The 25,068-nt window shown below is 45.5% G+C and carries 27 protein-coding genes and 4 tRNA genes; 2 read left to right on the forward strand and 29 right to left on the reverse strand.

Features of this window, described 5'->3' with window-relative positions:
- Positions 1-61: 61 nt before the first annotated feature.
- The 10 genes from QNH15_RS25965 to QNH15_RS26010 all read right to left on the reverse strand — a co-directional run bounded on the left by QNH15_RS25965 (position 62) and on the right by QNH15_RS26010 (position 8,085).
- The gene (locus tag QNH15_RS25965) at positions 62-640 is read right to left on the reverse strand and encodes a glycerol-3-phosphate acyltransferase (protein ID WP_347343367.1); all 579 of its coding nucleotides are present in this window, start codon (positions 638-640) and stop codon (positions 62-64) included.
- Positions 641-804: 164 nt separating this feature from the next.
- A tRNA-Phe gene (locus tag QNH15_RS25970) sits at positions 805-880 on the reverse strand.
- A 28-nt stretch (positions 881-908) separates the two neighbouring features.
- Positions 909-984 (reverse strand) — tRNA-Asp (locus tag QNH15_RS25975).
- Between the two features lie 111 nt (positions 985-1,095).
- Positions 1,096-1,170, reverse strand: a tRNA-Glu gene (locus QNH15_RS25980).
- A gap of 14 nt (positions 1,171-1,184) precedes the next feature.
- Positions 1,185-1,260: transfer RNA gene (locus tag QNH15_RS25985), tRNA-Lys, on the reverse strand.
- A gap of 416 nt (positions 1,261-1,676) precedes the next feature.
- Positions 1,677-2,963 (reverse strand): adenylosuccinate synthase, encoded by a 1,287-nt coding sequence (locus tag QNH15_RS25990; protein WP_283891700.1) that lies wholly within the window; start codon positions 2,961-2,963, stop codon positions 1,677-1,679.
- Between the two features lie 286 nt (positions 2,964-3,249).
- Positions 3,250-4,614 (reverse strand): replicative DNA helicase, encoded by a 1,365-nt coding sequence (gene dnaB, locus QNH15_RS25995; RefSeq protein WP_283895777.1) that lies wholly within the window; start codon positions 4,612-4,614, stop codon positions 3,250-3,252.
- A 98-nt stretch (positions 4,615-4,712) separates the two neighbouring features.
- Positions 4,713-5,156: a 50S ribosomal protein L9 gene (gene rplI / locus QNH15_RS26000; protein WP_061973133.1), complete on the reverse strand. Its 444-nt coding sequence runs from the start codon at positions 5,154-5,156 to the stop codon at positions 4,713-4,715.
- A complete protein-coding gene (locus tag QNH15_RS26005) occupies positions 5,153-7,126 on the reverse strand; it encodes a DHH family phosphoesterase (RefSeq protein WP_283891704.1) in 1,974 nt (657 codons plus the stop codon). Before QNH15_RS26005 ends, rplI begins: the two co-directional genes overlap by 4 nt.
- 11 nt (positions 7,127-7,137) lie before the next feature.
- A complete protein-coding gene (locus QNH15_RS26010) occupies positions 7,138-8,085 on the reverse strand; it encodes a YybS family protein (RefSeq protein WP_283891705.1) in 948 nt (315 codons plus the stop codon).
- 200 nt (positions 8,086-8,285) lie between these two features.
- Here QNH15_RS26010 and QNH15_RS26015 point away from each other — a divergent pair, with 200 nt between their 5' ends.
- Entirely contained in the window at positions 8,286-8,729 is a 444-nt protein-coding gene (locus tag QNH15_RS26015) for a YtoQ family protein (protein WP_283891707.1), read from the forward strand.
- A 191-nt stretch (positions 8,730-8,920) separates the two neighbouring features.
- Here the strand turns inward: QNH15_RS26015 and rpsR are convergent, their stop codons facing one another.
- The 6 genes from rpsR to QNH15_RS26045 all read right to left on the reverse strand — a co-directional run bounded on the left by rpsR (position 8,921) and on the right by QNH15_RS26045 (position 12,663).
- The gene (gene rpsR, locus QNH15_RS26020) at positions 8,921-9,154 is read right to left on the reverse strand and encodes a 30S ribosomal protein S18 (protein ID WP_053356327.1); all 234 of its coding nucleotides are present in this window, start codon (positions 9,152-9,154) and stop codon (positions 8,921-8,923) included.
- Positions 9,155-9,212: 58 nt separating this feature from the next.
- Positions 9,213-9,722: a single-stranded DNA-binding protein gene (ssb, locus tag QNH15_RS26025; RefSeq protein WP_283891711.1), complete on the reverse strand. Its 510-nt coding sequence runs from the start codon at positions 9,720-9,722 to the stop codon at positions 9,213-9,215.
- Between the two features lie 27 nt (positions 9,723-9,749).
- Positions 9,750-10,037 (reverse strand): 30S ribosomal protein S6, encoded by a 288-nt coding sequence (gene rpsF / locus QNH15_RS26030; RefSeq protein WP_061973123.1) that lies wholly within the window; start codon positions 10,035-10,037, stop codon positions 9,750-9,752.
- Positions 10,038-10,228: 191 nt separating this feature from the next.
- Positions 10,229-11,326, reverse strand: a complete 1,098-nt coding sequence (gene ychF / locus QNH15_RS26035; protein ID WP_129478637.1) for a redox-regulated ATPase YchF — start codon at positions 11,324-11,326, stop codon at positions 10,229-10,231.
- Between the two features lie 182 nt (positions 11,327-11,508).
- Positions 11,509-11,706 (reverse strand): DUF951 domain-containing protein, encoded by a 198-nt coding sequence (locus QNH15_RS26040; RefSeq protein WP_061973117.1) that lies wholly within the window; start codon positions 11,704-11,706, stop codon positions 11,509-11,511.
- Between the two features lie 75 nt (positions 11,707-11,781).
- Entirely contained in the window at positions 11,782-12,663 is an 882-nt protein-coding gene (locus tag QNH15_RS26045; protein WP_488259960.1) for a mechanosensitive ion channel family protein, read from the reverse strand.
- A gap of 305 nt (positions 12,664-12,968) precedes the next feature.
- Here QNH15_RS26045 and yyaC point away from each other — a divergent pair, with 305 nt between their 5' ends.
- Entirely contained in the window at positions 12,969-13,610 is a 642-nt protein-coding gene (gene yyaC / locus QNH15_RS26050; RefSeq protein WP_061973114.1) for a spore protease YyaC, read from the forward strand.
- 76 nt (positions 13,611-13,686) lie between these two features.
- On the opposite strand, the gene QNH15_RS26055 is transcribed toward yyaC, so the two are convergent.
- The 13 genes from QNH15_RS26055 to rpmH all read right to left on the reverse strand — a co-directional run bounded on the left by QNH15_RS26055 (position 13,687) and on the right by rpmH (position 24,313).
- Complete coding sequence (locus QNH15_RS26055; RefSeq protein WP_283891716.1) at positions 13,687-14,166, reverse strand: GNAT family N-acetyltransferase; 480 nt, start codon at positions 14,164-14,166, stop codon at positions 13,687-13,689.
- A gap of 83 nt (positions 14,167-14,249) precedes the next feature.
- Entirely contained in the window at positions 14,250-14,984 is a 735-nt protein-coding gene (locus QNH15_RS26060; RefSeq protein WP_061973108.1) for a DUF554 domain-containing protein, read from the reverse strand.
- A gap of 66 nt (positions 14,985-15,050) precedes the next feature.
- Complete coding sequence (locus tag QNH15_RS26065) at positions 15,051-15,896, reverse strand: ParB/RepB/Spo0J family partition protein (protein ID WP_283891717.1); 846 nt, start codon at positions 15,894-15,896, stop codon at positions 15,051-15,053.
- Positions 15,877-16,650: a ParA family protein gene (locus QNH15_RS26070; RefSeq protein WP_090239872.1), complete on the reverse strand. Its 774-nt coding sequence runs from the start codon at positions 16,648-16,650 to the stop codon at positions 15,877-15,879. Before QNH15_RS26070 ends, QNH15_RS26065 begins: the two co-directional genes overlap by 20 nt.
- A gap of 159 nt (positions 16,651-16,809) precedes the next feature.
- Positions 16,810-17,664 (reverse strand): nucleoid occlusion protein, encoded by an 855-nt coding sequence (gene noc / locus QNH15_RS26075; protein WP_061973100.1) that lies wholly within the window; start codon positions 17,662-17,664, stop codon positions 16,810-16,812.
- Between the two features lie 134 nt (positions 17,665-17,798).
- Positions 17,799-18,515, reverse strand: coding sequence for a 16S rRNA (guanine(527)-N(7))-methyltransferase RsmG (gene rsmG / locus QNH15_RS26080; RefSeq protein WP_283891722.1), 717 nt, complete (start codon positions 18,513-18,515; stop codon positions 17,799-17,801).
- Between the two features lie 16 nt (positions 18,516-18,531).
- Complete coding sequence (gene mnmG / locus QNH15_RS26085; RefSeq protein WP_283891726.1) at positions 18,532-20,418, reverse strand: tRNA uridine-5-carboxymethylaminomethyl(34) synthesis enzyme MnmG; 1,887 nt, start codon at positions 20,416-20,418, stop codon at positions 18,532-18,534.
- 15 nt (positions 20,419-20,433) lie between these two features.
- Complete coding sequence (gene mnmE, locus QNH15_RS26090; RefSeq protein ID WP_283891728.1) at positions 20,434-21,810, reverse strand: tRNA uridine-5-carboxymethylaminomethyl(34) synthesis GTPase MnmE; 1,377 nt, start codon at positions 21,808-21,810, stop codon at positions 20,434-20,436.
- Positions 21,811-22,032: 222 nt separating this feature from the next.
- Entirely contained in the window at positions 22,033-22,653 is a 621-nt protein-coding gene (gene jag, locus QNH15_RS26095) for an RNA-binding cell elongation regulator Jag/EloR (protein WP_283891730.1), read from the reverse strand.
- On the reverse strand, positions 22,650-23,423 hold the full coding sequence (gene spoIIIJ / locus QNH15_RS26100; RefSeq protein ID WP_283891732.1) for a YidC family membrane integrase SpoIIIJ: 774 nt from the start codon (positions 23,421-23,423) through the stop codon (positions 22,650-22,652). Before spoIIIJ ends, jag begins: the two co-directional genes overlap by 4 nt.
- Positions 23,424-23,457: 34 nt before the next feature.
- A complete protein-coding gene (yidD, locus tag QNH15_RS26105) occupies positions 23,458-23,682 on the reverse strand; it encodes a membrane protein insertion efficiency factor YidD (RefSeq protein ID WP_283891734.1) in 225 nt (74 codons plus the stop codon).
- Positions 23,679-24,038 (reverse strand): ribonuclease P protein component, encoded by a 360-nt coding sequence (rnpA, locus tag QNH15_RS26110; protein WP_061973082.1) that lies wholly within the window; start codon positions 24,036-24,038, stop codon positions 23,679-23,681. Before rnpA ends, yidD begins: the two co-directional genes overlap by 4 nt.
- Before the next feature lie 140 nt (positions 24,039-24,178).
- Positions 24,179-24,313 (reverse strand): 50S ribosomal protein L34, encoded by a 135-nt coding sequence (rpmH, locus tag QNH15_RS26115; RefSeq protein WP_007201576.1) that lies wholly within the window; start codon positions 24,311-24,313, stop codon positions 24,179-24,181.
- Positions 24,314-25,068: the final 755 nt, after the last annotated feature.

A 25,068-nucleotide genomic window follows, 5' to 3' on the forward strand; every position in this document is an offset into this window, starting at 1 on the left:
CCATAACGTCAGACTTCTAGGTAAAATGGAATAATCCTCCTTTTCTTTAAGGAGGACGGTTTTATGGTTTCTCTGTCAGACGCAGAGCCAAATCCTCTTTTTGGACATAGACCACCAGTACTGAAATAATCAGCAGCAGTATGGCCGGCGTAAGCACCTGATGGAACGCGTAATGCGCAACCGGCACGGCCAAAAAGGTCACCAGTCCCGCTACCGTCAAGCTCCTGCGCACCGCAAAAAGAACAAGAAACAGGACCGCTGCAGCCGCGGCAATCCGCCAGTCAAACACAAGGATTCCGCCGATAAAGCAGGCCACGCCTTTGCCGCCATGAAACTTCAGGGTGACCGGCCACAAATGCCCCACAATCACCATAAAGAAGGATGCCAGCTGAAAGGCAGGGGAGAAGCCGAATGATTTGGCGAGCTGCACCGCGGCTGCGGCCTTGATCAGATCACCGGCAAGCGTCAATACAAAGCCCCACGGCCCAATGACGCGACCTGCATTCCGTGCGCCAATATTGCCGGTGCCTTCCTTCCGAAGGTCAATCCCCTTTAGCCATTTGGCCACCAGATACCCCGTCATGATGTTGCCGATGAAATAACAGCCCACCATGTACAGCACAATGTACACCGTCCCCATGCCTGTCACCCTTCCGTGCGTATTTTCTTATTCCTATTCTATGGGCGAGGCCCGCTGCACGTGTAAATATTAAAAAAATGTAGTAAAAAAGCATGCAGAACGGTAGCTGCATGCCTCTTGTGTCATGATTGTTTTAGGAATAGTAAATTGTTTTGCAAGTAAAATGGTGGCTCGAGACGGAATCGAACCGCCGACACGAGGATTTTCAGTCCTCTGCTCTACCGACTGAGCTATCGAGCCAAGATTTTGAATTACTATGTGAAAAAAATGGCGGACCCGACCGGGGTCGAACCGGCGATCTCCTGCGTGACAGGCAGGCATGTTAACCACTACACCACGAGTCCAGTGAAACAATCTATATTAAAGAGTAGTTTTTCTTACAATTTTTTTCTATGAAAAAAACTTGGTATTTTTTATGAAATAAAAATACTTGGTATTTTTTTTCGAAAAATACTTGGTGACCCGTACGGGATTCGAACCCGTGTTACCGCCGTGAAAGGGCGGTGTCTTAACCGCTTGACCAACGGGCCACTTTGTAAGAAAATGGTGAGCCATGAAGGACTCGAACCTTCGACCCTCTGATTAAAAGTCAGATGCTCTACCAACTGAGCTAATGGCTCTTGATGTTATTCTGTCCGTTGGTACCCTGTCTCTTCCTCTACTAGTGGAAGCTGACGTTGTGCGCCTTTTCGGCTGCAAAGTCGTTTTAACACGACAAGAGTTATCTTATCATCGTTTTATATCATTTGGCAAGCTGTTTTTTTAAAAAAAGAGTAAAAAATGTATTTTTTCTTTTTAAAAGCAGGGAAGAGGGGGCTGAACCATGGTTTTGGCTCCCCGAAAATTGATTTACTGGCCCGTTTGAGAACTTTGCTGGCCAAAAATTGATATTAACTGGCCGCTTTTGAACTTTTACTGGCCAGTGTTGAAAATTTACTGTCCAAACCTGGATTATGTCAACTGCGCCTCATCACAAAAAACAAAAAACCCGGCCTCCGCATCAAAGCGGAGCGCCGGGCTCATTAAATTAGAACAATCAAACAAACACGCCGCGGACCATGTTGGTCTGGCTGCGGTCTGGGCCGACAGAGAAGATGGTTAACGGAATACCGGTAAGCTGGGAAACACGCTCTACGTAGTGACGGGCGTTTTCCGGAAGATCGCTTAGTGTTTTCGCGCCTGTGATGTCTTCAGTCCAGCCAGGAAGCTCTTCGTATACAGGCTCACATTGTGCAAGCACTTTAAGGCTCGCAGGGAACTCGTTGATCACTTCACCTTTGTACTTGTACGCCACACAGATCTTCAATGTCTCAATGCCTGTAAGCACATCGATGGAGTTAAGAGAAAGATCAGTGATTCCGCTGACACGGCGTGCGTGGCGAACAACCACAGAGTCAAACCAGCCGACGCGGCGAGGACGTCCTGTAGTCGTACCGTATTCGCGGCCAACTTCACGGATTTGATTTCCAATTTCATCATTCAATTCAGTAGGGAACGGGCCGTCACCCACACGAGTTGTGTAGGCTTTGGATACACCGACAACGTGATGGATCTTGGATGGTCCCACACCAGAACCGATGGTAACTCCCCCGGCAATCGGGTTGGATGAAGTTACGAACGGATACGTACCCTGGTCGATATCAAGCATTACGCCTTGTGCGCCTTCGAAAAGTACACGGCGGCCTTCATCAAGTGCATCGTTAAGAACAACTGAAGTGTCGCAAACATATTTGGCAATCTGCTGGCCATATCCATAGTATTCTTCAAGGATTTCTTCTTTCGTAAATCCTTCAGACTCATAAATTCGTTCAAACAAGCGGTTCTTTTCAGCAAGGTTGCGCTCAAGCTTCTCTTCGAATACTTCCTTGTCCAAAAGATCCGCGATACGGATGCCGATACGAGCGGCTTTATCCATGTATGCCGGCCCAATCCCTTTCTTGGTGGTACCGATCTTGTTTTCGCCTTTGCTTTCTTCTTCAAGCACATCAAGGCGAAGGTGATATGGAAGGATAACATGTGCACGGTTGGAGATTCGAAGATTTTCGGTGTGGACGCCAAGATCATGCAAGTAAGCAAGCTCTTCCACAACCGCTTTAGGATCAACAACCATACCGTTACCAATCACACAAACTTTATCATCATAAAAAATTCCGGACGGGATCAAGTGCAGTTTATATTTCTTACCGTTAAATACAATTGTATGTCCAGCATTGTTACCACCCTGATAACGGGCAACAACTTCTGCTTTTTCAGAAAGATAGTCGGTAATTTTTCCTTTACCTTCATCTCCCCATTGTGTTCCGACAACGACTACGGATGACATTACGCCAGCACCTCCAAATAATCTTAAAAAACACTTTAATTTGCTAGTAACTTAAAAATCCATGATTAGTTTATCAATTATATAGGCAAAAGTCAATAAAACACGAACATTTTAAAATATTTACAGTTAAGCCGTTCGGTTTTGCGTATGAAACAGCAAAAAGGAGGATGGCTGGCAGCCATTTACCCCGCCAAAACCCCATTATGTAAACTAGCACCGCAGAAATCACCCACAGCAAAAAAAAACAGACACCCTCTTACTTGAGAGTGCCTGTTTATCATCCATTTTATGCGCCTGGCGGCATACTGCTTTCGTCATGCCGGCGGTCAAGGTTGACGAACTTGTTGTATTCTTTGACAAACGCGAGCTCAACCGTGCCGGTCGGGCCGTTACGCTGTTTGGCAATAATGATTTCGATAATATTTTTACTTTCGGATTCTTTGTCGTAATAGTCATCGCGGTACAGGAAGGCCACGATATCGGCATCCTGCTCGATACTTCCGGATTCACGGATATCCGACATCATCGGACGCTTGTCCTGACGGGATTCCACGCCACGGGAAAGCTGTGACAGGGCAATGACCGGTACCTGCAGCTCACGGGCGAGCGCTTTAAGGGAACGGGAGATCTCGGATACTTCCTGCTGGCGGTTTTCGCCCGCTCTGCCGTTCCCCTGAATGAGCTGCAAATAGTCAATCAGAATCATGCCAAGGCCTTTTTCCTGCTTAAGGCGGCGGCATTTGGAACGGATATCTCCGATGCGGACACCAGGCGTATCATCAATGAAAATTCCAGCGGCTGACAGGCTTCCCATGGCCATTGTGAGCTTTTGCCAATCTTCCGGGAGCAGGGAGCCTGTACGAAGCCGCTGGGCGTCAATATTGCCTTCCGCACACAGCATACGCATGACTAGCTGTTCTGCACCCATCTCAAGCGAGAAGATGGCAACGTTCTCTTCTGTTTTGGTGGCGACGTTTTGCGCGATATTCAGGGCAAAGGCCGTTTTACCCACGGAAGGACGGGCGGCAACGATAATCAGGTCATTTCGCTGAAAGCCGGCGGTCATCCGGTCCAAATCGTTGAACCCGGTTGGAATTCCGGTAATGTCCCCTTTGCGGTTATGCAGCTTCTCGATATTATCATAGGCAGCTACCAGTACATCTTTTATGGAAATGAAGGCACCGCCGTTTTTACGGTTGGCTACCTCCAGAATTGTCTTTTCCGCTTCATTTAAGACCGCTTCAACCTCTTCTTCACGGGCGTAGCCGTTGGCCGCAATTTCGGTCGCTGCACGAATCAAACGGCGAAGAAGGGATTTTTCTTCCACGATCTGGCTGTAGTAATCAATATTGGCCGCGGTCGGTGAGCTGCTTGCAAGGTCACTTAAATACGAGACACCGCCGATTTCATCAAGAAGCTTCCGGTCGGCGAGAGCGGCTGTTGCCGTTACAAGGTCGACAGGTTCCCCTTTTTCCGATAAATCGAGCATCACCTGATAAATCCGCTGATGGGAGGCACGGTAAAAATCCTCCGGGATCAAAATTTCCGATGCGGTAACCAGTGCTTCCGGCTCCAGGAAAATAGCGCCCAGGACCGCTTGTTCAGCCTCTATGTTCTGTGGTGGGATGCGATCAACAAAAAGATCACTCATCATTCTTCCTCCTGGTAAGATCTTTTGCCATTTTTGGCAAGAAGACCCTGATTACAGAAGAATGAGACCGGTCAGTTCCGGTCCCATTGGCTTTCTGTTTATGCTTCAACTACATGTACTTTAATCGTTCCTGTCACTTCAGGGTGAAGTTTTACAGGTACGTTGGTATATCCCAACGCTTTAATGGGATTCGAAAGGTCAATTTTTCGCTTGTCAATGGTGACATTCAATTTTTTCAAACCGTCTGCGATCTGTTTGCTCGTAACCGATCCGAACACTCGGCCGCCTTCACCGGCTTTGGTTTTGATTTCAACTTCCATTTTCTCAAGCTTTTCTTTGAGCTGCTTGGCATCTTCCAAAGCGGCGGCTGCTTTTTTCTCTTCGCTTTTCTTTTGGCCTTCTACCACAGAAAGGGCACCTTTGGTAGCTTCTGTAGCAAGATTGTTCGGCAATAAGTAGTTGCGGGCATACCCTTCGGATACGTTTTTAATTTCCCCTTTTTTACCTTTTCCTTTTACATCCTGAAGAAAGACTACTTTCATTCTTCTTCTCCCCCTTCGAAGTATTCATCGATGGCCGCTTTTAATTTGGTCTCTGCACCATCGAGCGTTTCATTTTCAAGCTGGCAGGCTGCGTTGGTCAGATGGCCGCCGCCGCCAAGCTGTTCCATGATCATCTGGACATTCACTTCCCCCAGTGAACGGCCGCTGATGCTGATTTTTTGGTCGTGACGCTTCGCAATGACAAACGAAGCGGTCACATCGTTCATTGACAGCAAAATATCCGCTGCCTGGGCAATCATGACCTGGCCGCATTCCTCACCAGGCTCTGCTTTTGAAATCACAACGCCACTCTTATAGGATTTTGCATTTTCAATAAGTTTTGACCGGGTCTTATAGGTTTGAAGGTCTTCCTTCAAGAACCGCTGAACGAGGATGGTATCCGCGCCGTGAGCCCTTAAATAGGAAGCTGCATCAAACGTCCGGGAACCGGTCCTGAGCGTAAAGCTTTTCGTATCCACAATAATCCCTGCGAGCAGGGCCGTCGCTTCGAGCATACGCATTTTAAGCCGCTTCGGCTGATATTCCAGAAGCTCGGTCACAAGCTCTGCGGTCGAAGAAGCATAAGGCTCCATATAGACAAGAACCGGATCTGCGATAAACTCTTCTCCACGGCGGTGATGGTCAATAACCACCACATGGTCAAGCTTGGAAAGCAGGCGTTCTTCCATCACCATGGAAGGCTTATGGGTGTCCACGACGACAAGGAGGGTGCCGGATGTAGAAATTTCAAGCGCTTCTTCCGGCGTAATAAAATGCTTCCAGAGAGAATCGGTTCCCTTGATTTCATTCATCAGCCGCTGAACACCAGTATCCAGATCAGACGTATCGAGGACGATATATCCTTCTTTTCCGTTAACCTGCGCCACTTTTAAAATTCCCATGGCAGAACCCATGGAATCCATATCGGGGCTTTTGTGCCCCATGATGATCACTTTATCGCTGTCGAGGACAAGTTCGCTTAACGCATGGGAAATGACCCGTGCCCTTACCCGTGTACGTTTCTCCACCGGATTGGTTTTTCCGCCGTAGAAGCGCACTTTTCCGTTTTGCTGCTTGATCGCCACCTGGTCACCGCCGCGGCCAAGCGCAAGGTCAAGACTCGATTGGGCCAGCTGGCCGAGCTCAGGCAGCTCGAGCGGACCGGATGCCACACCGACACTCAATGTGAGAGCCACATTTTCTTTTGAAGTGGCATCTCTTACTTCATCCAGCAATGCAAACTTATTTTTTTCAAGCTCATGTAAAATCCGTTTGTTGAAGACGGCTAAAAAACGCTCGGAAGAGGTGCGTTTTAAATAAATTCCATGGTCGGTTGCCCATTTGTTCAGAATGGAAATAACTTTGGAGTTGATTCTCGAACGGAACTGGTCATCAAGCCCCTGTGTAACCTCTTCATAGTTATCAAGGTAAATGAGGCCAAGGCAGGTTTGCTCTTCCTCATACAGATGTTCAACTTCAAGCTGTTCCGTTACATCAAAGAAATAGAGAAGGCGTTCTTCTTTTTTAAAATGCACTTCAAATTTTCTTGATTTTAAATTCACGATTTCTTCCCGTGCATCACTTTTAATAAACGGCACCAGGTCCTCAGAAATAAGATTCAGGGAATGGCCGATGAACGCTTCTTCCCCGACCCAGGCTCCCATGAACGGATTGGCCCATTCAATTTTGTAATCTTCATCATACAGAATGATTCCGATCGGCATTTCCATCAATGCTTCTTCTCCGACCTTTTTAATACGGTGGGATAGCGTGGAAATATAATTGCCAAGGTCCTCCTGGAACGAATTCTCGGCCCGCATCATCAAATAGAAGATCGCGCCCAAGACTACAAAACTGACAGCCCCGAGGACCCACTGGTAGGACATGATGATGATCACTAAAAGGACCGATATGACACACAAGGCTATCTGTGGATAACCATGCCACCGTTTTAATAAAAACTTAGGCATACTTTCAGCTCCTACTGTCTGGTATTTATCCGTTTCTTTATTTCGAACCCTAAGTCAATTATACCTAAGAATTTAACGACTTCCATAATAATCGGCAGAATGGAGGAAGTAAATATTACTAACACAGATATAAATACGGGAACGGCCTTGGGCCAGCCCTTATTCTTGGCATAGCTAAAGATAACGGTAAGACCCTGTACGACAAGTACAAGAGTCAATATGATAAATAAATTGATCATAAGGATGTATAATCCAGACCCTTTGTCCGTCTTTATAAAAGAAAGCAAAAGGGCCAAGATGTAATACCACAAAAATGATTTTGGAAACGACCAGTCGCGGAATGGCGGAAATGGCCGGTAGTCGAACCTCATTCTTTTTAACACAAGGGCAGCAAGCCATTGGGTAATCAGGGTGACTGCAATCGCCCCGATGATAATCGCCGTCGGCAGCATGTACGGGATCGTGGCCACCTGCTCCCGCATCTGGTCGAGCTGGGAGGACAGATCCTGGCCGCTTTCTTTATAAAACTTGGATGCCTGATTAATGACACTGTTAAACTGCTTTTGAGCATCCTTTACGATATCAAGGTTCAAGAGAAGCTTTGCAAAAACCAGCAGCATCAGAAAATTAAAGACGCTGGCAAGGCTTCCGCCCAAAAGGACACCAAATGCAGATGTCTTCCTCTTATACAATTCACCCATTATAATCCCCATGAGACCGGATGAGAACGCATAAATAAGTCCTGCTGTTCCTCCCATCACAAAGGATAATACGAGCGTAACCGCCCATACGAGCAGACCCGGCTTCCATCCATGCTTATATGCAAACAGGATGATCGGAAGCGGCAGTAAAAAATATGTTAATATGCTGATAATCGGCACATTCAGACTGATTAGCATGAGAATAATGTAAACGCCAGCCATTACAGCTCCGTCTACGATGGTTGATGTTTTCCGCAATTGGTTCACCTCTGGCTTTATTGCCTACGGTCCTTATTGTAGTAAATTATTTGCTGTAAATCCAATGATATTCATTAGCTTAACCCTATCTTGCCAAATCTAACATGCACAACAGTATCTACCTTATCATGATGTCCTTTATAATGGAACTGGGACTAGCCAGCTAGTTTACAAACCACCAGGAAAGAGGAGGAGATCGCATGGAGCTTATTGTATATTTGGCAGGACAAATTCATGACGACTGGCGCGAAGAAATCAAATCGCAATCAAGGGAGCGGGAACTTCCCATCACCTTTGTCGGACCGATGGAAGACCACGACCGGTCGGATAATATTGGGGAAGAAATCCTTGGCAAACAGCCCAATGCCGTTTTGAAGGACGAGGCCGCCTCTAGCATCAACAATCTCCGTACAGACATCCTGATCAAAAAAGCAGATGTCGTGATCGCCTTGTTCGGTGAAAAATACAAGCAGTGGAACACAGCAATGGACGCCGCTAGAGCCACTGCCCTGCAAAAGCCTTTGATCCTGATTCGTCCCGAGTCACTGCATCACCCGTTAAAAGAGCTTTCCAACAATGCCAGCCTCGTGGTCGAAACCCCGGAACAGGCAGTCAGAGCCCTCTCCTATATCTTTGAATCGTAATAAAGAAAAGCGGCAAAAATCCAGTGGATTTGGCCGCTTTTTTTGTTGTTTCTTTACTCGTTGATTTCCGTTCCAGGATGCTCGCTTTTCCCGTCGGAGTCTCGCACCTTGCACTTCAATCAAAACTTTTCCCGTACAATTAAAAAACACAGCAAAGACTGATCTTTACCGTGCTTTTTAAAAACTGAAATTTATTCAGTTACATATGGTAGCAGCGCCATGAAACGTGCACGTTTGATAGCACGAGTCAATTGACGTTGATATTTAGCAGATGTTCCTGTCACACGACGAGGAAGAATCTTTCCGCGCTCAGATACGAAACGCTTAAGAAGATCCACATCTTTGTAGTCGATGTAAGTGATTTTGTTTACAGTGAAGAAACAAACCTTACGACGCTTTTGGCGTCCACCGCGACGTCCAGCCATGTTTATTTCCCTCCTTCTAGTTAAGTTTTTATATGTTGCCGTTCAATGTATGTTTGTCTTAGAATGGCAAATCGTCATCAGAGATGTCGATCGGCGTGCCATCGTTGGCAAATGGGTCATCATTAAAGTTACTGCGCTTTTGGTTCTGGTTTTGGTTCTGTTGCTGTCCATAACCGCGGTCACCTGATGGCCCGCCAAAGTTGTTTCCGCCCTGGCTTTGGTACTGTTGTCCTCCGCCCGCATTCGCATTCTTCGGCTCAAGGAACTGGACACTCTCAGCCATAACCTCAGTCACGTATACACGCTGTCCCTGATTATTGTCATAAGAACGTGTCTGGATGCGTCCGTCTACTCCGGCAAGTGAACCCTTCTTCAAGAAGTTGGCCACATTTTCAGCCGGCTTACGCCAGATTACACAATTGATAAAATCTGCTTCGCGCTCACCCTGCTGATTTGTAAATGTACGATTTACTGCCAAAGTAAAGTTTGCAACTGCCACACCGCTTGGGGTATAGCGCAATTCCGGGTCCTTCGTTAAACGTCCAACAAGGATTACACGATTTAGCATTAGAACCTCTCCTTCAACGTTAAAAAATTATCTCTCGTCTGCAATTGTCATGAAACGAAGAACATCTTCGTTGATCTTCATAAGACGGTCGAATTCATTGATCGCTTCTACAGGAGCATTGATGGTCAATAGCGTGTAATATCCATCACGGTAGTCGTTGATTTCATATGCTAGACGCTTTTTACCCATTTCTTTCTCGTTAGCGATTTCCGCACCATTATCAGTAAGGATCGTCTTCGCTCTTTCTTTCACAGCTTTAAGAGCATCCTCTTCAAGATTTGGACGGACGATGTACATGATTTCGTACTTTTTCATTCCGGTCACCTCCTTTTGGTCTAAACGGCCCAACAATAGGGCAAGGAGTAAACTATCAACATTTCTATACAATCGATAATTAACTCACAATAATGAATTATAGCAAATACCCGTACAAAACACAAGGACATTCAAGGATTAATAGAAAAAAGGAAAAGCAAAAACGCTTTTCCTATCAAAAACCCACGATATTAAACGTTGAAACGGAAGTGGACGACATCTCCATCTTTCATTTCGTATTCTTTTCCTTCAAGACGCACACGGCCTTTTTCTTTGGCAGCCGCCATGCTGCCGGCGCTCATCAAATCATCATAAGCAACCACTTCAGCACGAATAAATCCTCGTTCAAAGTCCGTATGAATGATACCCGCACACTGTGGAGCCTTCATGCCCTTGCGGAATGTCCATGCACGCACTTCCTGTACACCGGCTGTAAAGTACGTTGCCAGCCCAAGAAGAGAATAAGACGCACGAATCAGCTGGTCAAGGCCTGCTTCCTGAATACCGAGCTCTTCAAGGAATGCACTCTTTTCGTCACCCTCAAGCTCTGCGATTTCCTCTTCGATCTTGGCGCAAATCACGATGACTTCAGCATGTTCGCGGGCAGCATACTCCCTTACTTTCTCCACATGCTCATTTCCGCCTTCCAACAGATCCTCTTCACTGACGTTTGCCGCATAAAGGATCGGTTTCATGGTAAGCAAGTGAAGGCCATATACAATTTTACTTTCTTCAGGCGTCAGTTCCACGCTTCTTGCCGGAAGTTCATTCAGCAATGCTTCTTTAATTTTCAAAAGAACGCTATGTTCAGCGACAGCTTCTTTGTCTTTTGACTTCGCCAATTTTTCAACCCTGGCAATCCGCTTATCGACGGTTTCCATGTCTGCAAAAATAAGCTCAAGATTGATGACTTCAATATCATCGATCGGATCGACTTTTCCGGAAACGTGCGTGATGTTCTCATCTTCAAAACAACGAACTACCTGAAGGATCGCATCCACCTGGCGGATGTGAGAAAGGAACTTGTTGCCCAGACCTTCCCCTTTGCTTGCGCCTTTAACGATACCGGCAATATCCGTAAATTCAAATGCTGTCGGAACCACTTTTTTAGGCTGAACCATCTCTGTCAGCTTGTGCAGGCGGTCATCCGGCACCTCAACAATCCCTACGTTGGGGTCGATCGTACAGAACGGATAGTTTGCAGATTCCGCGCCAGCCTGTGTGATGGCATTAAAAAGCGTCGATTTCCCTACGTTGGGAAGACCGACAATTCCAGTTGTTAAAGCCATTTATTCCACTCCTCATTGATTTCAATCATCATATATTTTGTCGTTCAGTTACTTGTTAGCACATCTTTCATCATTATAGGGTGTTGGCAGGCAAAAAACAAGTTATACAAAAAAGAAGAACCTTCGCTTGAGTACGTCGGTTCTGCTTTTTTTGTTCCACGTGGAACACAGGAAGTATCTTTTTATTCCTGGTTGGATACCAGGACCTTTTTCATTTTCTTCACAAAGTCTCTTCTGGGAATTAGAACACTATGCTGGCAGCCCAAGCATTTAATCCGGATGTCAGCCCCCATGCGGATAATTTTCCAACGGTTGGTTCCGCATGGGTGTGGCTTTTTCATTTCCACTTCATCATTCAAAAAGAACTCTTTTCCTTCCAAGTCCATCACTCCCCAAACGCTCTGCTTTTATATTATTTTATAGAGAAAACCACTTTGACACAATAACTATTATGTTTATTCATGTTCTGCAAGTGTTGTTTTATGATAAGAAACAAACTTTTGAAAGGGAAGTTCAATGCCTTCCTCATCCAAACGGATTTTGATGGCTTTCTTCAGTTCTCTTGTTATTTTGAAGTGGGTCATGGGAAGCACTTCTGCTGTCACCCGGATCACGACTTCCGTTGCCCCGACTGACTGAATACCGAGAACTTCCGGCTCAGCTACCATTTCTGGATACTCGACGGTTTTTTGTTTCACGACTTCTTCAATGATGTCCTGGGCCCGGTTCACATCCTCTTCATAGGCAATACTGACATCCACAACAGCAATGCTGTTATTAATGGAGAAGTTCGTCACTTCTGTGATGGACGAGTTCGGTATGATATGAAGCTCACCTGTCCACTGTTTGACTTTCGTCGTTCTCAGCCCGATTTCTTCCACCGTACCTTCGAATGCGTTGATTCTTACATAATCCCCTACTGCAAATTGCTGCTCAAATATGATAAAGAAGCCGGTGATAATATCCTTTACCAGACTCTGCGCACCAAAACCGATAGCCAGTCCGACCACACCGGCTCCAGCAAGCAGTGCCTTAACATCAATGTTAAATTCGGTCAGCACCATAAGCAGCGCAATAAAATAAATAAGATAGGCAGCCACATTATCGAGAAGCCGGATCAGTGTATTTTCACGGCGCTCCGACATCCGCAACGGGCTTTTCATCCTGATTTTAAATATATTTGCGATGGCCGCCCTTACAATTTTAACAACGATGGCAGCCCCGAATAAAATAAGGACAATCTTCAGCACTTTCATGCCCAGGTTGATCCATAAATCGCCATCACCAACCTGCTTGTACACTTCCTCTACCTGCTGGGCAATATTGAGTAGTTCCACTCCGCTCCAACCTCCATATAAATCTTAGCTATGCCTTAATGTACCCAATTTTGGCTGAATTTTCAACGATTAACACATCTTTAAAAGAACCATGGCTTAGAATCCGGAGGAAGGGGGTATAAAACATTTAACTAAAGGAAAGCCAAAAGGCATTACGGGACCAGAAGCACAGCCTGCTCCGACTAATACTGAATCCTACTCGTTCTGGCGCGTTGAAAAAATGATGGCAGCTAAGTCCTTACTCGATGTATAGTATTGCCAAACAGTCCGTATACTGGTAGTAACATTTTAAAGGAGTGGATTTTATGTTCCTTAAAAGGAAGCTCGTTCCCGATAAACCTTTTCAATATAAAATGCACCATGAGGAAAAAGAAGCTTGTATGCTCATCACAGAAAAAATTGGGAACCTTCTTCCTAATACGCAAACCACTCCAGTGGTTGTGGTTTGCATTGGGACAGATCGTTCCACCGGGGATGCCCTTGGCCCATTGGTGGGTACCAAGCTTCATACCATCAAAGCCTTTCCGTTTCATGTGTACGGGACGCTGGACGATCCGGTACATGCGGTCAACCTGAAAGATAAGCTTAAAATGATTGAACAAAAGCATCCGGATGCTTTTATAATAGGAATTGATGCGTGCCTCGGAAAACTCAACCATGTGGGAATGGTCTCCATTGGGGAAGGACCGGTCAAACCAGGTGCCGGTGTCAATAAGGAGCTTCCCCCGGTTGGCGACATGCATTTAACCGGTATCGTGAACGTCAGCGGATTTATGGAATATTTCGTTCTCCAGAACACCCGCTTAAGCGTTGTTATGAAAATGGCCGAATTGATCGCGGATTCTTTGTATTTCGCATCCATGAGCCAGCGGGTGAAAAAGAACATCACACCGCTTCCCATTAAAGAAGATCTATACGCGATCAATAAAAAGAAGCCCGCCTTTTAACAAATTGAAGTTACACCCATATATAGGTAAATCAAAAACGACCAGATCGCCGTCTGGTCGTTTTCATATGCCTTTATCATTTGATCAAGTTATACCATGTTACACCGCCGTGTTTGGATTCAGAAATGCCATGGTTAACAAATCCCAATTTTTCATAAAAAGAGACTAACTCTTGTTTACACGTTAACGTAATTCCTTTTCTTTCGTTCTCTCTCATAAGCTCTTCCATTTTCTCGATTAAAAGCTTCGCAATCCCTTGATTTCTTGCCTGTTTAGAGACCGCTAATCCCAATACACTCTGATAACCGCCTCTTTTCGGATTTTCTATAATTTCCTTAAAAAGGCCATCGGTGATGTAAGGCTGGTTAATAACAGGTCCATTAATAAACCCTAGAATCTTCCCATCCGTTTCTGCCACAATAAAGGTGTCAGCGATTCGTTGAATCCTCTCCACAAGCGCTTCTTTTGTCGCAGCTTCTTCTCTCGAAAAGCCTTCGTTCTCGATAACTAACAGCTGCTCTAAATCTGCAGGGTGAACTTTTCTTAAAGAAATCATTTATCAATAACTCCTATCCTGATTGGATTGATTCGCAGGAAAAACACACTCGTCTTCCTTCAAAAAATGGTACTAGCTTTCTTTTAAAAGGTTCCTCCTGCAAAGGCCGAAAGTTTGTCCCAATAGTAGATAATGCATACGATCAGAATGGTGAACAGCAACGCCGGCAGCAGGTTGGCCACCCGGATGGTGGTGAGGCGGAGAATGTTCAGACCAATCGCAAGGATCATGATTCCGCCTGTTCCGGTAATTTCGATGATAATCTGCTGCATGAGCGCATCCGGGACAAACCGGTCAATCTGGGTGGCAAACAGGGCAATCAGCCCTTGATAGAGCACCACAGGCACAGCTGAGAAAATGACGCCAACTCCAAGTGCTGATGTGAAAAAGATCGCACAAAATCCATCAATCATTGATTTAGTATAAAGTACTGCATGATCATGTCGCAGCCCGCTGTCCAGCGCCCCCACAATGGACATGGCCCCGATCACAAATACGAGCGTGGCGGTCACAAAAGCATTGGCAATGCCGCCTTTTTCCTTGCCGCCGAGCTTGGCCTCAAGCCAGTGTCCCAGTTGGCCAAGCTTTCCTTCCAGATCAAGTTTCTCCCCCAGCACGCCTCCGATCGCCAGACTGGCGATAACAATTAAAAATTGTTTGCTCTTTAAGCCCATGCCAATTCCAAGAATAATAACAGCCAGGCCCATCGCCTGCATGATGGTTGTTTTTGTTTTTTCGGGAATGTTTCTCCAAAAAAGCCCCAGCAAGCTCCCGATAATAATGGCCAGGCCATTGACCAGTGTCCCTAATAATGCCACTTTTCTTCCCGCCTTTACCCATGATGTTTTAAAAGTACAAAAAGAAAAACCACCGCTTCGATGGTTTTACTGCTTTCCGATGAGATCGAGGATCCGTTCCAGATCTTCATCGGAGAAAAATTCAATTTCTATTTTGCCTTTTCGTTTTGTCCGTTTAATAGAAACTGAAGTGCCGAAATGGTCTCTGAGTGTTGATTCCTTTTCGACGATAAAGACACTTTTATCCTCGCTTTTTTTCTTTGTTTCACGTGGAACGTTAAGATTCACCTGTTGGATCAGCTTTTCAAGCTGGCGGACGTTGAGCTTTTCATTCACGCATTTCTCGACAACAGCCTGCATCTTTGCTTTCTTTTTCAATCCAAGCAGTGCCCGCCCGTGCCCCATGGAAAGCTCCCCTTGGGACATCATGTCCTGAACAGGATCCGGCAGCTGAAGCAGTCTCACAAAGTTGGCAATGTGCGGTCTGCTTTTGCCCACACGGCTTGCCAGTTCTTCCTGGGTGATTTTCAAATGCTCCATGAGCTTCTGGTAAGCCTGAGCTTCTTCGATGGGATTCAAATCTTCACGCTGAAGATTTTCAATCAGGGCAATTTCCATCATCTTTTGCTCTGTAAATTCCTTAACGATTACCGGCATCCGTTCCAATCCGGCTTCCTTTGCTGCCCTGAAACGGCGTTCTCCTACCACGATTTCATAGCCTTTAATGCTTTTTCTTGCAATGATCGGCTGCAGAACTCCATGCTCCTTGATGGACTCTGTCAGTTCTGCAATAGCTGATTCATTAAACACTTTCCTCGGTTGATAGGGATTGGGACGCAGTTCGGTTAATTTGATTTCAGAGACCGTATCTTCATTTTCAAAATCCGTGCCCGGAAAAAATGCATTAATTCCTTTACCTAACCCTTTCGCCACTGCCAATCACTTCCTTCGCTAATTCTAAATAAACTTCTGCACCTCTGGATTTAGGGTCGTAAATAATAATCGGTTTTCCATGGCTTGGCGCTTCAGATAGACGAACATTTCGAGGAATAATGGTGGAATAGACTTTATCCTGAAAGTACTTTTTCACTTCTTCAATAACCTGGATTCCCAAGTTGGTTCTGGCATCGAGCATTGTCAGCAGAACACCGTCAATGGTCAAATCCGTATTCAAATGCTTTTGTACGAGGCGGACCGTATTCAGCAACTGGCTCAAACCCTCGAGCGCATAATACTCACATTGTACCGGTATGATCACTCCGTCTGCTGCTGTGAGTGAGTTAATGGTCAATAGTCCGAGAGAAGGAGGGCAGTCAATAATGATAAAGTCATACTGGCGTTCAACAGACGAAAGGGCCCGTTTCAGCCTTACCTCCCTGGAAATGGTCGGCACCAGTTCAATTTCAGCACCAGCCAGTTGAATGGTCGACGGCAATATATGTAATCCTTCGCAAATCGTTTCCATAATGATGTCTTTTACTTCTGCGTCGTCGACAAGCACGTTATAGATGCATTGATCCACATCGCCTTTATCAACGCCAACTCCGCTCGTAGCATTCCCCTGCGGGTCTATATCAACAAGTAAAACCTTTTTGCCGAAATAAGCTAAACATGCTCCGAGGTTCACGGATGTCGTTGTTTTTCCAACCCCACCCTTTTGATTGGCAATTGCAATGGTTTTAGCCACGATGACACCTACCTCAATTCTTTACGAGAGTTCATTTCTTTCATCATATCATGAATTCCTCTTTTTTCTTACGGAAAATTCATAAAAAAACGCAGAAAAATGTTCGGTTTTCACCCACAAAAAAGCTCCCTTCAGGATGGCTGAAAGGAGCTGTGACGGTTACTTTTTCGGTATGCGGATCGTGAATTGGTAGAATTCCTCATGATCCTCTTCTTCTGTATTTATGGTAAGGCCGCTTTGGAGAACCATATCCACGGACTGGCGGACAGTATTGATGGCCAGCCGCGTGTCCTTGCTGTAAGATTTCCTTTTCGCCACAGGTTTCTTTTCCTGGTTTTCTCCCTCAATCAGCTTTTTCACACGTTCTTCCGTCTGTTTGACGTTCAGGTGTTTTTCCAGAATCTCATTCAGGACGGCTTCCTGCTTATCGGGTGATTTAAGGATAATGAGAGCTCTTGCATGGCGTTCAGTGATTTGCTTTTGCAGCAACGCATCCTGGATGGGCTGGGGAAGTTTCAGCAAGCGGAGTTTGTTCGCTACCGTTGACTGTCCTTTTCCAAGCTTCTGTGCCAAACCTTCCTGGGTAAGGCCGTGAATCTCAAGAAGTTTGGCATAGGCCATCGCTTCTTCAATGGCTGTCAGTTCTTCGCGCTGCAGATTCTCTATAAGTGCAACAGAAGCCGTCTGACCATCATCAAATTCCTTGATGATCGCCGGTATGGCTTCCCAGCCAAGCTTTTGAACGGCTCGCCACCGGCGTTCTCCGGCAATAATTTCATAGGAACCATTTTCGGATGTTCTGACCACAATCGGCTGGATAATTCCGTGCGTTTCAATCGTTTGTGATAATTCTTCAATTCGTTCATCTATAAAAACGGTACGGGGCTGGAATTGGTTCGGGTGAATATTTTTCACCGGGAGCTGCACTATTTCTTCGTTATCGTTTTTCTCTTCAACTTCAGCTGTCTGATTTTTTTCGCCGATGCCGAATAAACGTGAAAAAGGATGTTTCATATGAATGACACCACCTTTTGTTATCTATCTTAGATTTTCGCTCTGTCCATCTGTTTTCCTGCCGGTTTTTGAAAAATTCTTTGATATGCCAGCGTATGTATGCCAATGTTTCACGTGAAACATTGGCTTGCAGATTATGAAAGAGGACTCTTGTTTGGTGTCCCTGGCTTTCTTGGATATTTTTTTGGTGTGGCTTTTTCTTTGTCCACCAGAACGATGAATCTGTCGCTGTTCTCTTCAGGCAGCTTAAAGGAAAAAACATCGTTTACCTTTCCGCCCAATAGCTGGACAGCCTTTTTGCTGTCTTTCATCTCTTCCGGAAGCTGAGCGCCCTTCATCGCGAGAAAATGTCCGCCCTTTTTGGCAAGGGGAAGACACAATTCACTTAAAACAGACATTCTTGCCACTGCACGGGCCAGTACAAGATCATATACCTCGCGTGTTTCTGGACGGTGTCCGAAGGTCTCTGCCCTGTCATGATAAAGTGATACATCACTTAATTCCAGCTTTTGTGTTAAGTGCTCCAAGAAAGTAATTCGTTTTTTCAATGAATCGCAGATTGAAAGCTTAATATGGGGAAAACAAATTTTCAGCGGGATGCCCGGAAAACCTGCCCCTGCACCCACATCGCAAACAGACAGCTCCTGATTAAAATCGAAAAAGAAGGCCGCAGACAGTGAATCATAAAAATGCTTCAGGTAAACTTCCTCTTTGTCCGTAATCGCGGTCAGGTTCATTTTCTCGTTCCATTCCACGAGAATGTGAAAATAGTCTTCAAACTGCTGAAGCTGGCGGGAAGAAAGGTGGATGCCCTTCTCCCCGAGTTTTTCTTCAAAGGTTGTTATATCCATTTCGTCCTCCAAACGCTTAATCTGCGGTTTTGGCCAGTTTCCCCTGCTCCAGGTAAACAAGCAAAATTGAAATGTCTGCAGGATTCACACCGGAAACCCGGGAAGCCTGGCCAACAGACAATGGACGGACTTCAAGCAATTTTTGTTTCGCTTCGGTTGCCAGTCCGTTAATGGCCATATAGTCCAGATCAACTGGCAGCTTTTTGTTTTCCATTTTTCTCATTCGTTCCACTTGAGCGAGCTGCTTGTCGATGTATCCGGCGTATTTCACCTGGATTTCCACCTGTTCGGCAATCACTTCGTCCACAGCCGGCTCGGCAGGATGAATTTGTGCCACCACATCATACGTGATTTCCGGCCGTTTTAAAATGGTAGCTGCTGTCATCGGTTCTTTTAGAGGTGAGCTTTTTGCCCCTGCAAGAATGTCCTGTACTTCAGTCGTAGGTTTGACGGTAACATGCTCAAGACGTTCAATTTCCTGGCGAACCTTTTCTTTTTTCGCCAAAAACCGGTCATACCGTTCTTGAGGAATCAAGCCGATTTCATAGCCTTTTTCCGTGAGCCTCAAGTCTGCATTGTCGTGGCGGAGAAGCAGACGGTATTCGGCACGTGAAGTAAGCAGGCGGTACGGCTCATTTGTGCCTTTTGTAATGAGATCGTCGATGAGTACACCAATATAGGCTTCGGACCGGTCCAGAATCAGAGGGTCTTTGCCCTTCACTTTTAACGCAGCATTGATCCCCGCCATAACTCCTTGCCCGGCAGCTTCTTCATAGCCGCTCGTACCGTTTAGCTGTCCGGCAGTGAAGAGTCCTTCAACGAGCTTCGTTTCAAGGGACGGCCACAGCTGGGTTGGAACGATGGCATCATATTCAATCGCATAACCGGCACGCATCAGTTCAGCTTTCTCGAGGCCAGGAATGGTGGCAAGAATTTTCCGCTGTACATCTTCTGGCAGACTTGTAGAAAGACCTTGTACATAAACTTCTTCAGTATTTCTTCCTTCCGGCTCCAGGAAAATCTGATGGCGCGGCTTATCGTTAAAACGAACCACTTTATCTTCAATGGAAGGGCAGTACCGGGGTCCGGTTCCTTCGATCATTCCCGAGTACATTGGGGAACGGTGAAGGTTTCCATTAATGAGTTCGTGTGTTTCAGGACTGGTATAGGTCAGCCAGCATGGAAGCTGGTCTGTAATATACTTCGTTGTTTCATATGAAAAAGCACGGGGTACCTCATCACCTGGTTGAATTTCTGTAACAGAATAATCAATGGTTTTGCTGTTAACGCGCGGAGGCGTACCTGTTTTAAAGCGGACCATTTGAAAACCAAGCTCTTGAAGATGGTAAGAAAGATTAACCGATGGCTGCATGTTGTTTGGACCGCTCTCGTAAGAAAGCTCACCAATGATGATTTTCCCTCGGAGGTAAGTTCCTGTGGTCAGAACAACGGCAGAAGCGCGATATTCTGCTCCCGTTTTGGTGACCACACCTTTACAAACGCCATCTTCCATCAAAAGGCGTTCAACCATGCCTTGTCTCAGTGTCAGGTGTTCGGTGTTTTCCATGGTCTTTTTCATTTCATTCTGATACATAAACTTATCGGCCTGGGCTCTGAGCGCACGAACCGCAGGTCCTTTTCCGGTATTCAGCATACGCATCTGAATATGCGTTTTATCAATATTTCGGGCCATTTCCCCACCGAGCGCATCAAGTTCGCGCACGACGATTCCTTTGGCAGGACCGCCGACAGACGGGTTGCATGGCATATAGGCAATGGTATCCAGGTTAAGGGTTAAACAAAGGGTTTCAGCTCCCATTCTTGCAGAAGCAAGTGCGGCTTCAACCCCTGCGTGGCCGGCTCCAACGACAATCACGTCAAATCGGCCTGCATCATATCCCATTATTTCTTCCTCCTTTTATTTCCCTAAACAGAACTGGGAGAACAACTGGTCGATCAGACTCTCGGAAACGGTGTCTCCAACAATCTCACCAAGAATCTCCCATGCCCTTGTTATATCAATTTGTACCATATCGATTGGCAAACTCATTTCGATGCCGTTCAGGGCCTCATCAATATGGCGAATAGTTTGCTGCAGGAGCGCAATATGTCTTGAATTCGAAACATACGTAATGTCCTGCGCTTCAATGCCTCCCTGGAAAAACAACTGGGCAATCCCCTCTTCAAGGCGATCCACCCCTTCTTCATGAAGAAGGGAGGTTGTGATCACAGGATGAGGTCCTGCCAGTTCCTTTACCCGGCTCATATCTATTTTTGGCTCCAGGTCTGTCTTATTGACGATCACGATAACATCAAGACCTTTTACCGCTTCAAAAAGGTTTTCATCCTCAGCGGAAAGAGATTCATTGCTGTTGATGACCAGCAATATCAAATCCGATTCTTTCAGCACTTTCCTGGATTTTTCAACCCCGATCCGTTCCACGATGTCTTCAGTCTCCCGAATCCCAGCGGTATCTACGAGGCGAAGGGGAACACCTCTAACATTTACGTACTCCTCAATCACATCGCGGGTCGTGCCGGCAATTTCCGTAACGATCGCTTTATTTTCATGAACAAGCGCATTCATCAGTGAAGATTTCCCCACGTTCGGGCGGCCGATAATGGCGGTTGAAAGACCCTCCCGCAAAATCTTCCCTTGCTGTGCCGTTATCAGGATTTTCTCTACTTCACCTTTTACAAAACCAAGCTTTTCATTTAAAAGCGCGTGCGTCATTTCCTCGGCATCATACTCCGGATAATCGATGTTCACTTCCACATGGGCAATGGTTTCAAGCAGTGTCTGCCTTAATTTACCCACCAGCCTGGAAAGCCGGCCTTCCATTTGATTCAATGCGACATTCATGGCCCGGTCCGTTTTGGCACGGATCAAGTCCATGACCGCTTCCGCCTGGGACAGGTCAATACGTCCGTTTAAAAAGGCCCGTTTCGTAAATTCACCCGGCTCGGCAAGCCTTGCGCCGTGGTTTAAGACAAGCTGCAGCACCCGGTTGACCGAAACAATACCACCGTGGCAGTTGATCTCAACCACATCTTCTCTAGTGAAGGTACGCGGGCCACGCATGACGGAAACCATGACTTCCTCGACGGCTTCTTCCGTTTTTGGCTCGATGAGTTTTCCGTAATGAATCGTATGTGATTCTGCATCCTGCAGCTTCATTTTTCCCTTATATATGGAATCGGCAATCGAGACCGCTTCGCTGCCGCTTAACCTGACAATTGCGATAGCACCTTCCCCCATCGGTGTGGAGATCGCCGTAATTGTATCGTATTCCATCTTTCTCACCTCTCTTTGAAACCCAAAACTTACTGTATCTATACTATTATTTCCGTTATTTGCGTTTCTAACTATCCACAGTGGATAACTTTGTTACAAACGAAGACATAATTATCCACAATACCTTTTAGTTTAACCCAGTTCGACTGCAAAAGGCAATGAAAAAACCCGCCTTCCTTTGTAAAAATAAAGGATGGCGGGTAATGCCCTGTGCACGTATCGTTAGTTTTTCGCGGGGCGGATGATGACCTTTCGGAACGGTTCTGCCCCTTCTGAAGATGTTTCGATTTTTTTATTGTTTCGAAGGGCCATATGTATGGCTTTTCGCTCATTGGACGGCATCGGATCAAGGGCAACCCCTTTTCCTGTCGCCGCCACTCTCTGGGCAGTGTGCATGGCCAGCCGCTCGAGCGACTCGCGGCGCCGCTCTCTGTAGTTTTCAGCATCGAGTATGATCCGGAGATAATTGCTCGAGTGATTATTGGCTACGAGATTGGTCAAGTACTGCAGAGAGTTTAAGGTTTGTCCCCTTTTTCCAATCAGAATGGCGATTTTCTCACCCGAAAGCTCAAAAATCGCTTCTTCACGGTTTTCATTAAGTGAAATGGTAACAGGCACACCCATTTTATCGGTGACTTCCTGTAAAAAAGCAACAGCGGTCTTGATTGGATCCGGCTTGAGGGAAACCTCGATGAGCGCAGGCTTGCCGCCAAAACCCAAAAAACCTTTTTTCGATTCTTCAAGAACTTTTACCTCAACCTCTTCTTCGGAAGCCTGAAGTTCGGCCAGTGCTGCTGAAACTGCTTCTTCAACTGTTTTTCCCGTTACCTGGATCTGTTTCACTTTTTAGCTCCCCTATCCAATTGGTTTGTCTTTTTCCTGTTCGGGGCTGTAATAAAATATGTCTGTACAATCATGAACATGTTACCAATTACCCAATATAGCGATAATGCTGCCGGGAAGTTAATCGCAAAGACAACAATCATGACCGGCATGATATAGAGCAGCATTTTCATCTGTGGATTTGGATTGTTTGTACCGCCCATCATAATCTTCTGCTGAAGGAAGGTCGTAATTCCGGCAATAATCGGCAAAGCATATATAGGATCTGGATTTCCCAGGTCAAACCATAAAAAGCTGTGGTTTTTGATTTCCTGAGTACGCATAATGGCATGATAGAAACCAAGCAAGATCGGCATTTGGATCACCAAAGGCAGACAGCCCGCCAGCGGGTTTACCCCCTGGGACTGGAACAGCTCCATCGTTTCCTTCTGTAGTTTTTGCTGTGTAGTTGCATCTTTTGAACTGTATTTTTCACGAAGCTTCTGCAGTTCAGGCTGAATATCCTGCATGGCTTTTGAGCTTCTTGTCTGTTTGATCATGAGCGGCAACAGCGCAAGACGGATCAAAATAGTGACAACCACAATGGACAGCCCGTAATTGTTCCCCATCATTTCGGCAAATTGAGTAATTACCCAGGATAGCGGATAGACAACATACTCATTCCAAACTCCGGTACTTTCTGGGGTAATTGGTTGTTTTACAGAACTACAGCCAGACAATAGAAGCATTAAACTGGCCAGAGCAAACGGTATTCCTAATTTCTTTCGCACTCCTCATCCTCCTTAAAGCATTGTTTCTATATTTTCAGCGCTTCTTCTTTTCGGGTACCGGGTCGATCCCTCCCGGATGGAAAGGATGGCATTTTAAAATCCTCTTTAACGTCAGCCATGTTCCCTTAATGGCCCCGAATCGTTGAAGCGCTTCAATTCCATAATGCGAGCATGTGGGATAAAAACGGCAGGTCGGCGGGGTCAACGGTGAGATAAACCGTTGGTAAAAACGAAAAATCAGGATTAAAAGCCGTTTCATTTACGCTTATCCCTTGACTGTCTGAACAAACCGGCACGCTGCAGCACATGCAGAAGGCTTTTTTCCATCTCAAAGTAATCCATGTCAGCTGTTGGATTCCGGGCAATAACAATATAATCCCTGCTGGATGCAATCTCCTCTTCGTGCTTCATAAATATTTCTTTCACTACTCGCTTGATTCGGTTGCGGGTTACGGCTTTTCCCACCCGCTTGCTTACTGACAAACCCAATCTTAAATGAGGCTGATCGTTTTTTTCCAGCGCATAGATTACAAATTGGCGGTTGGCAGACGATTTTCCTCTTTTAAACACTTCTTGAAACTCTTCATTCTTTTTTAAGCGCTTTTGCTTTTCCATCCGGCAACACTCCACCTGGATCTCAATACTTCTCTAGTACATTCCATTCTTATCATTAACAGTATCGGCTACTTCATTTTATTTAAACAATTATCATCTTTTCCCTTATATCAGAAAAAAGACCACTGATTGTCAGTGGCCTATGCAGATAATACTTTTCTTCCTTTTTGGCGGCGGCGAGCTAGAACTTTACGGCCGTTCTTTGTTGCCATACGCGCACGAAAACCATGTACTTTCTTACGTTTACGGTTATTTGGTTGAAACGTTGGTTTCATTATATATTACACCTCCCTGAGGATATATCAAAAAGACAGTCTAAGTAAGTATAAGGATTCAACCCTCTGTTTGTCAAGACTTCTTGAAATTTATTTAAGGAACAAGAATATTACACTCCAGGATGTCTTCCGCCGATCTTCTCCCTTATTTTTTTGATTCGACACGCTGTGGATAGTTTTTTCGACACGATTTTCATTATCCACACCCTTTATCGACAAGTTTTACACAAAATCTTGTGCTGTGGACAACACCTTTACACAAGTTGTAGGGGTTGTGGATAAGTACGAGAAACTCATTGCATTCATGGTATTTTTTTGATATGATTGTTGTGTTTTAACTCGTTGATAACTTCATGCGACAATATTTTTATCCACATGCTGTGGATAAAGTTGTGGACATTTAAAATAATGTGTTTATAAGGTTGTCCACATCCTCTGAATGAAACGCCTTATACTGATTTTCTACTATATTAATAGATTGTGCACGTTTGCTGTGAATAGAATATTTATGCGTACGTATACATATGACTGTACAACGCTTATACATCATGGTGTATTCTTCAGCAACTGTGCCCTCATCAAAACCTCAAGATCCATTTAGTCAAAGCTTTTTTATCATTTTGAACATCGATTTCGATTTTCATTCGCTAAAACAGCCTTTGACTAATCTTGGGGTTTGCTTTCGCTAGTCCACAAAAGAGCAGCAATTTCATGGAATATCTTCGTTTATATAAATTACTTAGGAGGTACTGTTG

The organism is Fictibacillus enclensis, assembly GCF_030123385.1.
GTDB classification, from domain to species: domain Bacteria; phylum Bacillota; class Bacilli; order Bacillales; family Fictibacillaceae; genus Fictibacillus_C; species Fictibacillus_C enclensis.

Coding starts and splice junctions, on each gene's coding strand:
- rpsF (WP_061973123.1), bottom strand. CDS start 10,037: ATGAAAAAGTACGAAATCATGTACATCGTCCGTCCAAATCTTGAAGAG.
- noc (WP_061973100.1), bottom strand. CDS start 17,664: ATGAAACATCCTTTTTCACGTTTATTCGGCATCGGCGAAAAAAATCAG.
- QNH15_RS25965 (WP_347343367.1), bottom strand. CDS start 640: ATGGGGACGGTGTACATTGTGCTGTACATGGTGGGCTGTTATTTCATC.
- QNH15_RS26015 (WP_283891707.1), top strand. CDS start 8,286: ATGGAGCTTATTGTATATTTGGCAGGACAAATTCATGACGACTGGCGC.
- yidD (WP_283891734.1), bottom strand. CDS start 23,682: ATGAAACGGCTTTTAATCCTGATTTTTCGTTTTTACCAACGGTTTATC.
- dnaB (WP_283895777.1), bottom strand. CDS start 4,614: ATGAGTGATCTTTTTGTTGATCGCATCCCACCACAGAACATAGAGGCT.
- QNH15_RS26005 (WP_283891704.1), bottom strand. CDS start 7,126: ATGCCTAAGTTTTTATTAAAACGGTGGCATGGTTATCCACAGATAGCC.
- mnmG (WP_283891726.1), bottom strand. CDS start 20,418: ATGGGATATGATGCAGGCCGATTTGACGTGATTGTCGTTGGAGCCGGC.
- rpmH (WP_007201576.1), bottom strand. CDS start 24,313: ATGAAACCAACGTTTCAACCAAATAACCGTAAACGTAAGAAAGTACAT.
- QNH15_RS26055 (WP_283891716.1), bottom strand. CDS start 14,166: ATGATTTCTTTAAGAAAAGTTCACCCTGCAGATTTAGAGCAGCTGTTA.
- rpsR (WP_053356327.1), bottom strand. CDS start 9,154: ATGGCTGGACGTCGCGGTGGACGCCAAAAGCGTCGTAAGGTTTGTTTC.
- rplI (WP_061973133.1), bottom strand. CDS start 5,156: ATGAAAGTAGTCTTTCTTCAGGATGTAAAAGGAAAAGGTAAAAAAGGG.
- yyaC (WP_061973114.1), top strand. CDS start 12,969: ATGTTCCTTAAAAGGAAGCTCGTTCCCGATAAACCTTTTCAATATAAA.
- QNH15_RS25990 (WP_283891700.1), bottom strand. CDS start 2,963: ATGTCATCCGTAGTCGTTGTCGGAACACAATGGGGAGATGAAGGTAAA.
- rnpA (WP_061973082.1), bottom strand. CDS start 24,038: ATGGAAAAGCAAAAGCGCTTAAAAAAGAATGAAGAGTTTCAAGAAGTG.
- mnmE (WP_283891728.1), bottom strand. CDS start 21,810: ATGGAATACGATACAATTACGGCGATCTCCACACCGATGGGGGAAGGT.
- ychF (WP_129478637.1), bottom strand. CDS start 11,326: ATGGCTTTAACAACTGGAATTGTCGGTCTTCCCAACGTAGGGAAATCG.
- rsmG (WP_283891722.1), bottom strand. CDS start 18,515: ATGGATATAACAACCTTTGAAGAAAAACTCGGGGAGAAGGGCATCCAC.
- ssb (WP_283891711.1), bottom strand. CDS start 9,722: ATGCTAAATCGTGTAATCCTTGTTGGACGTTTAACGAAGGACCCGGAA.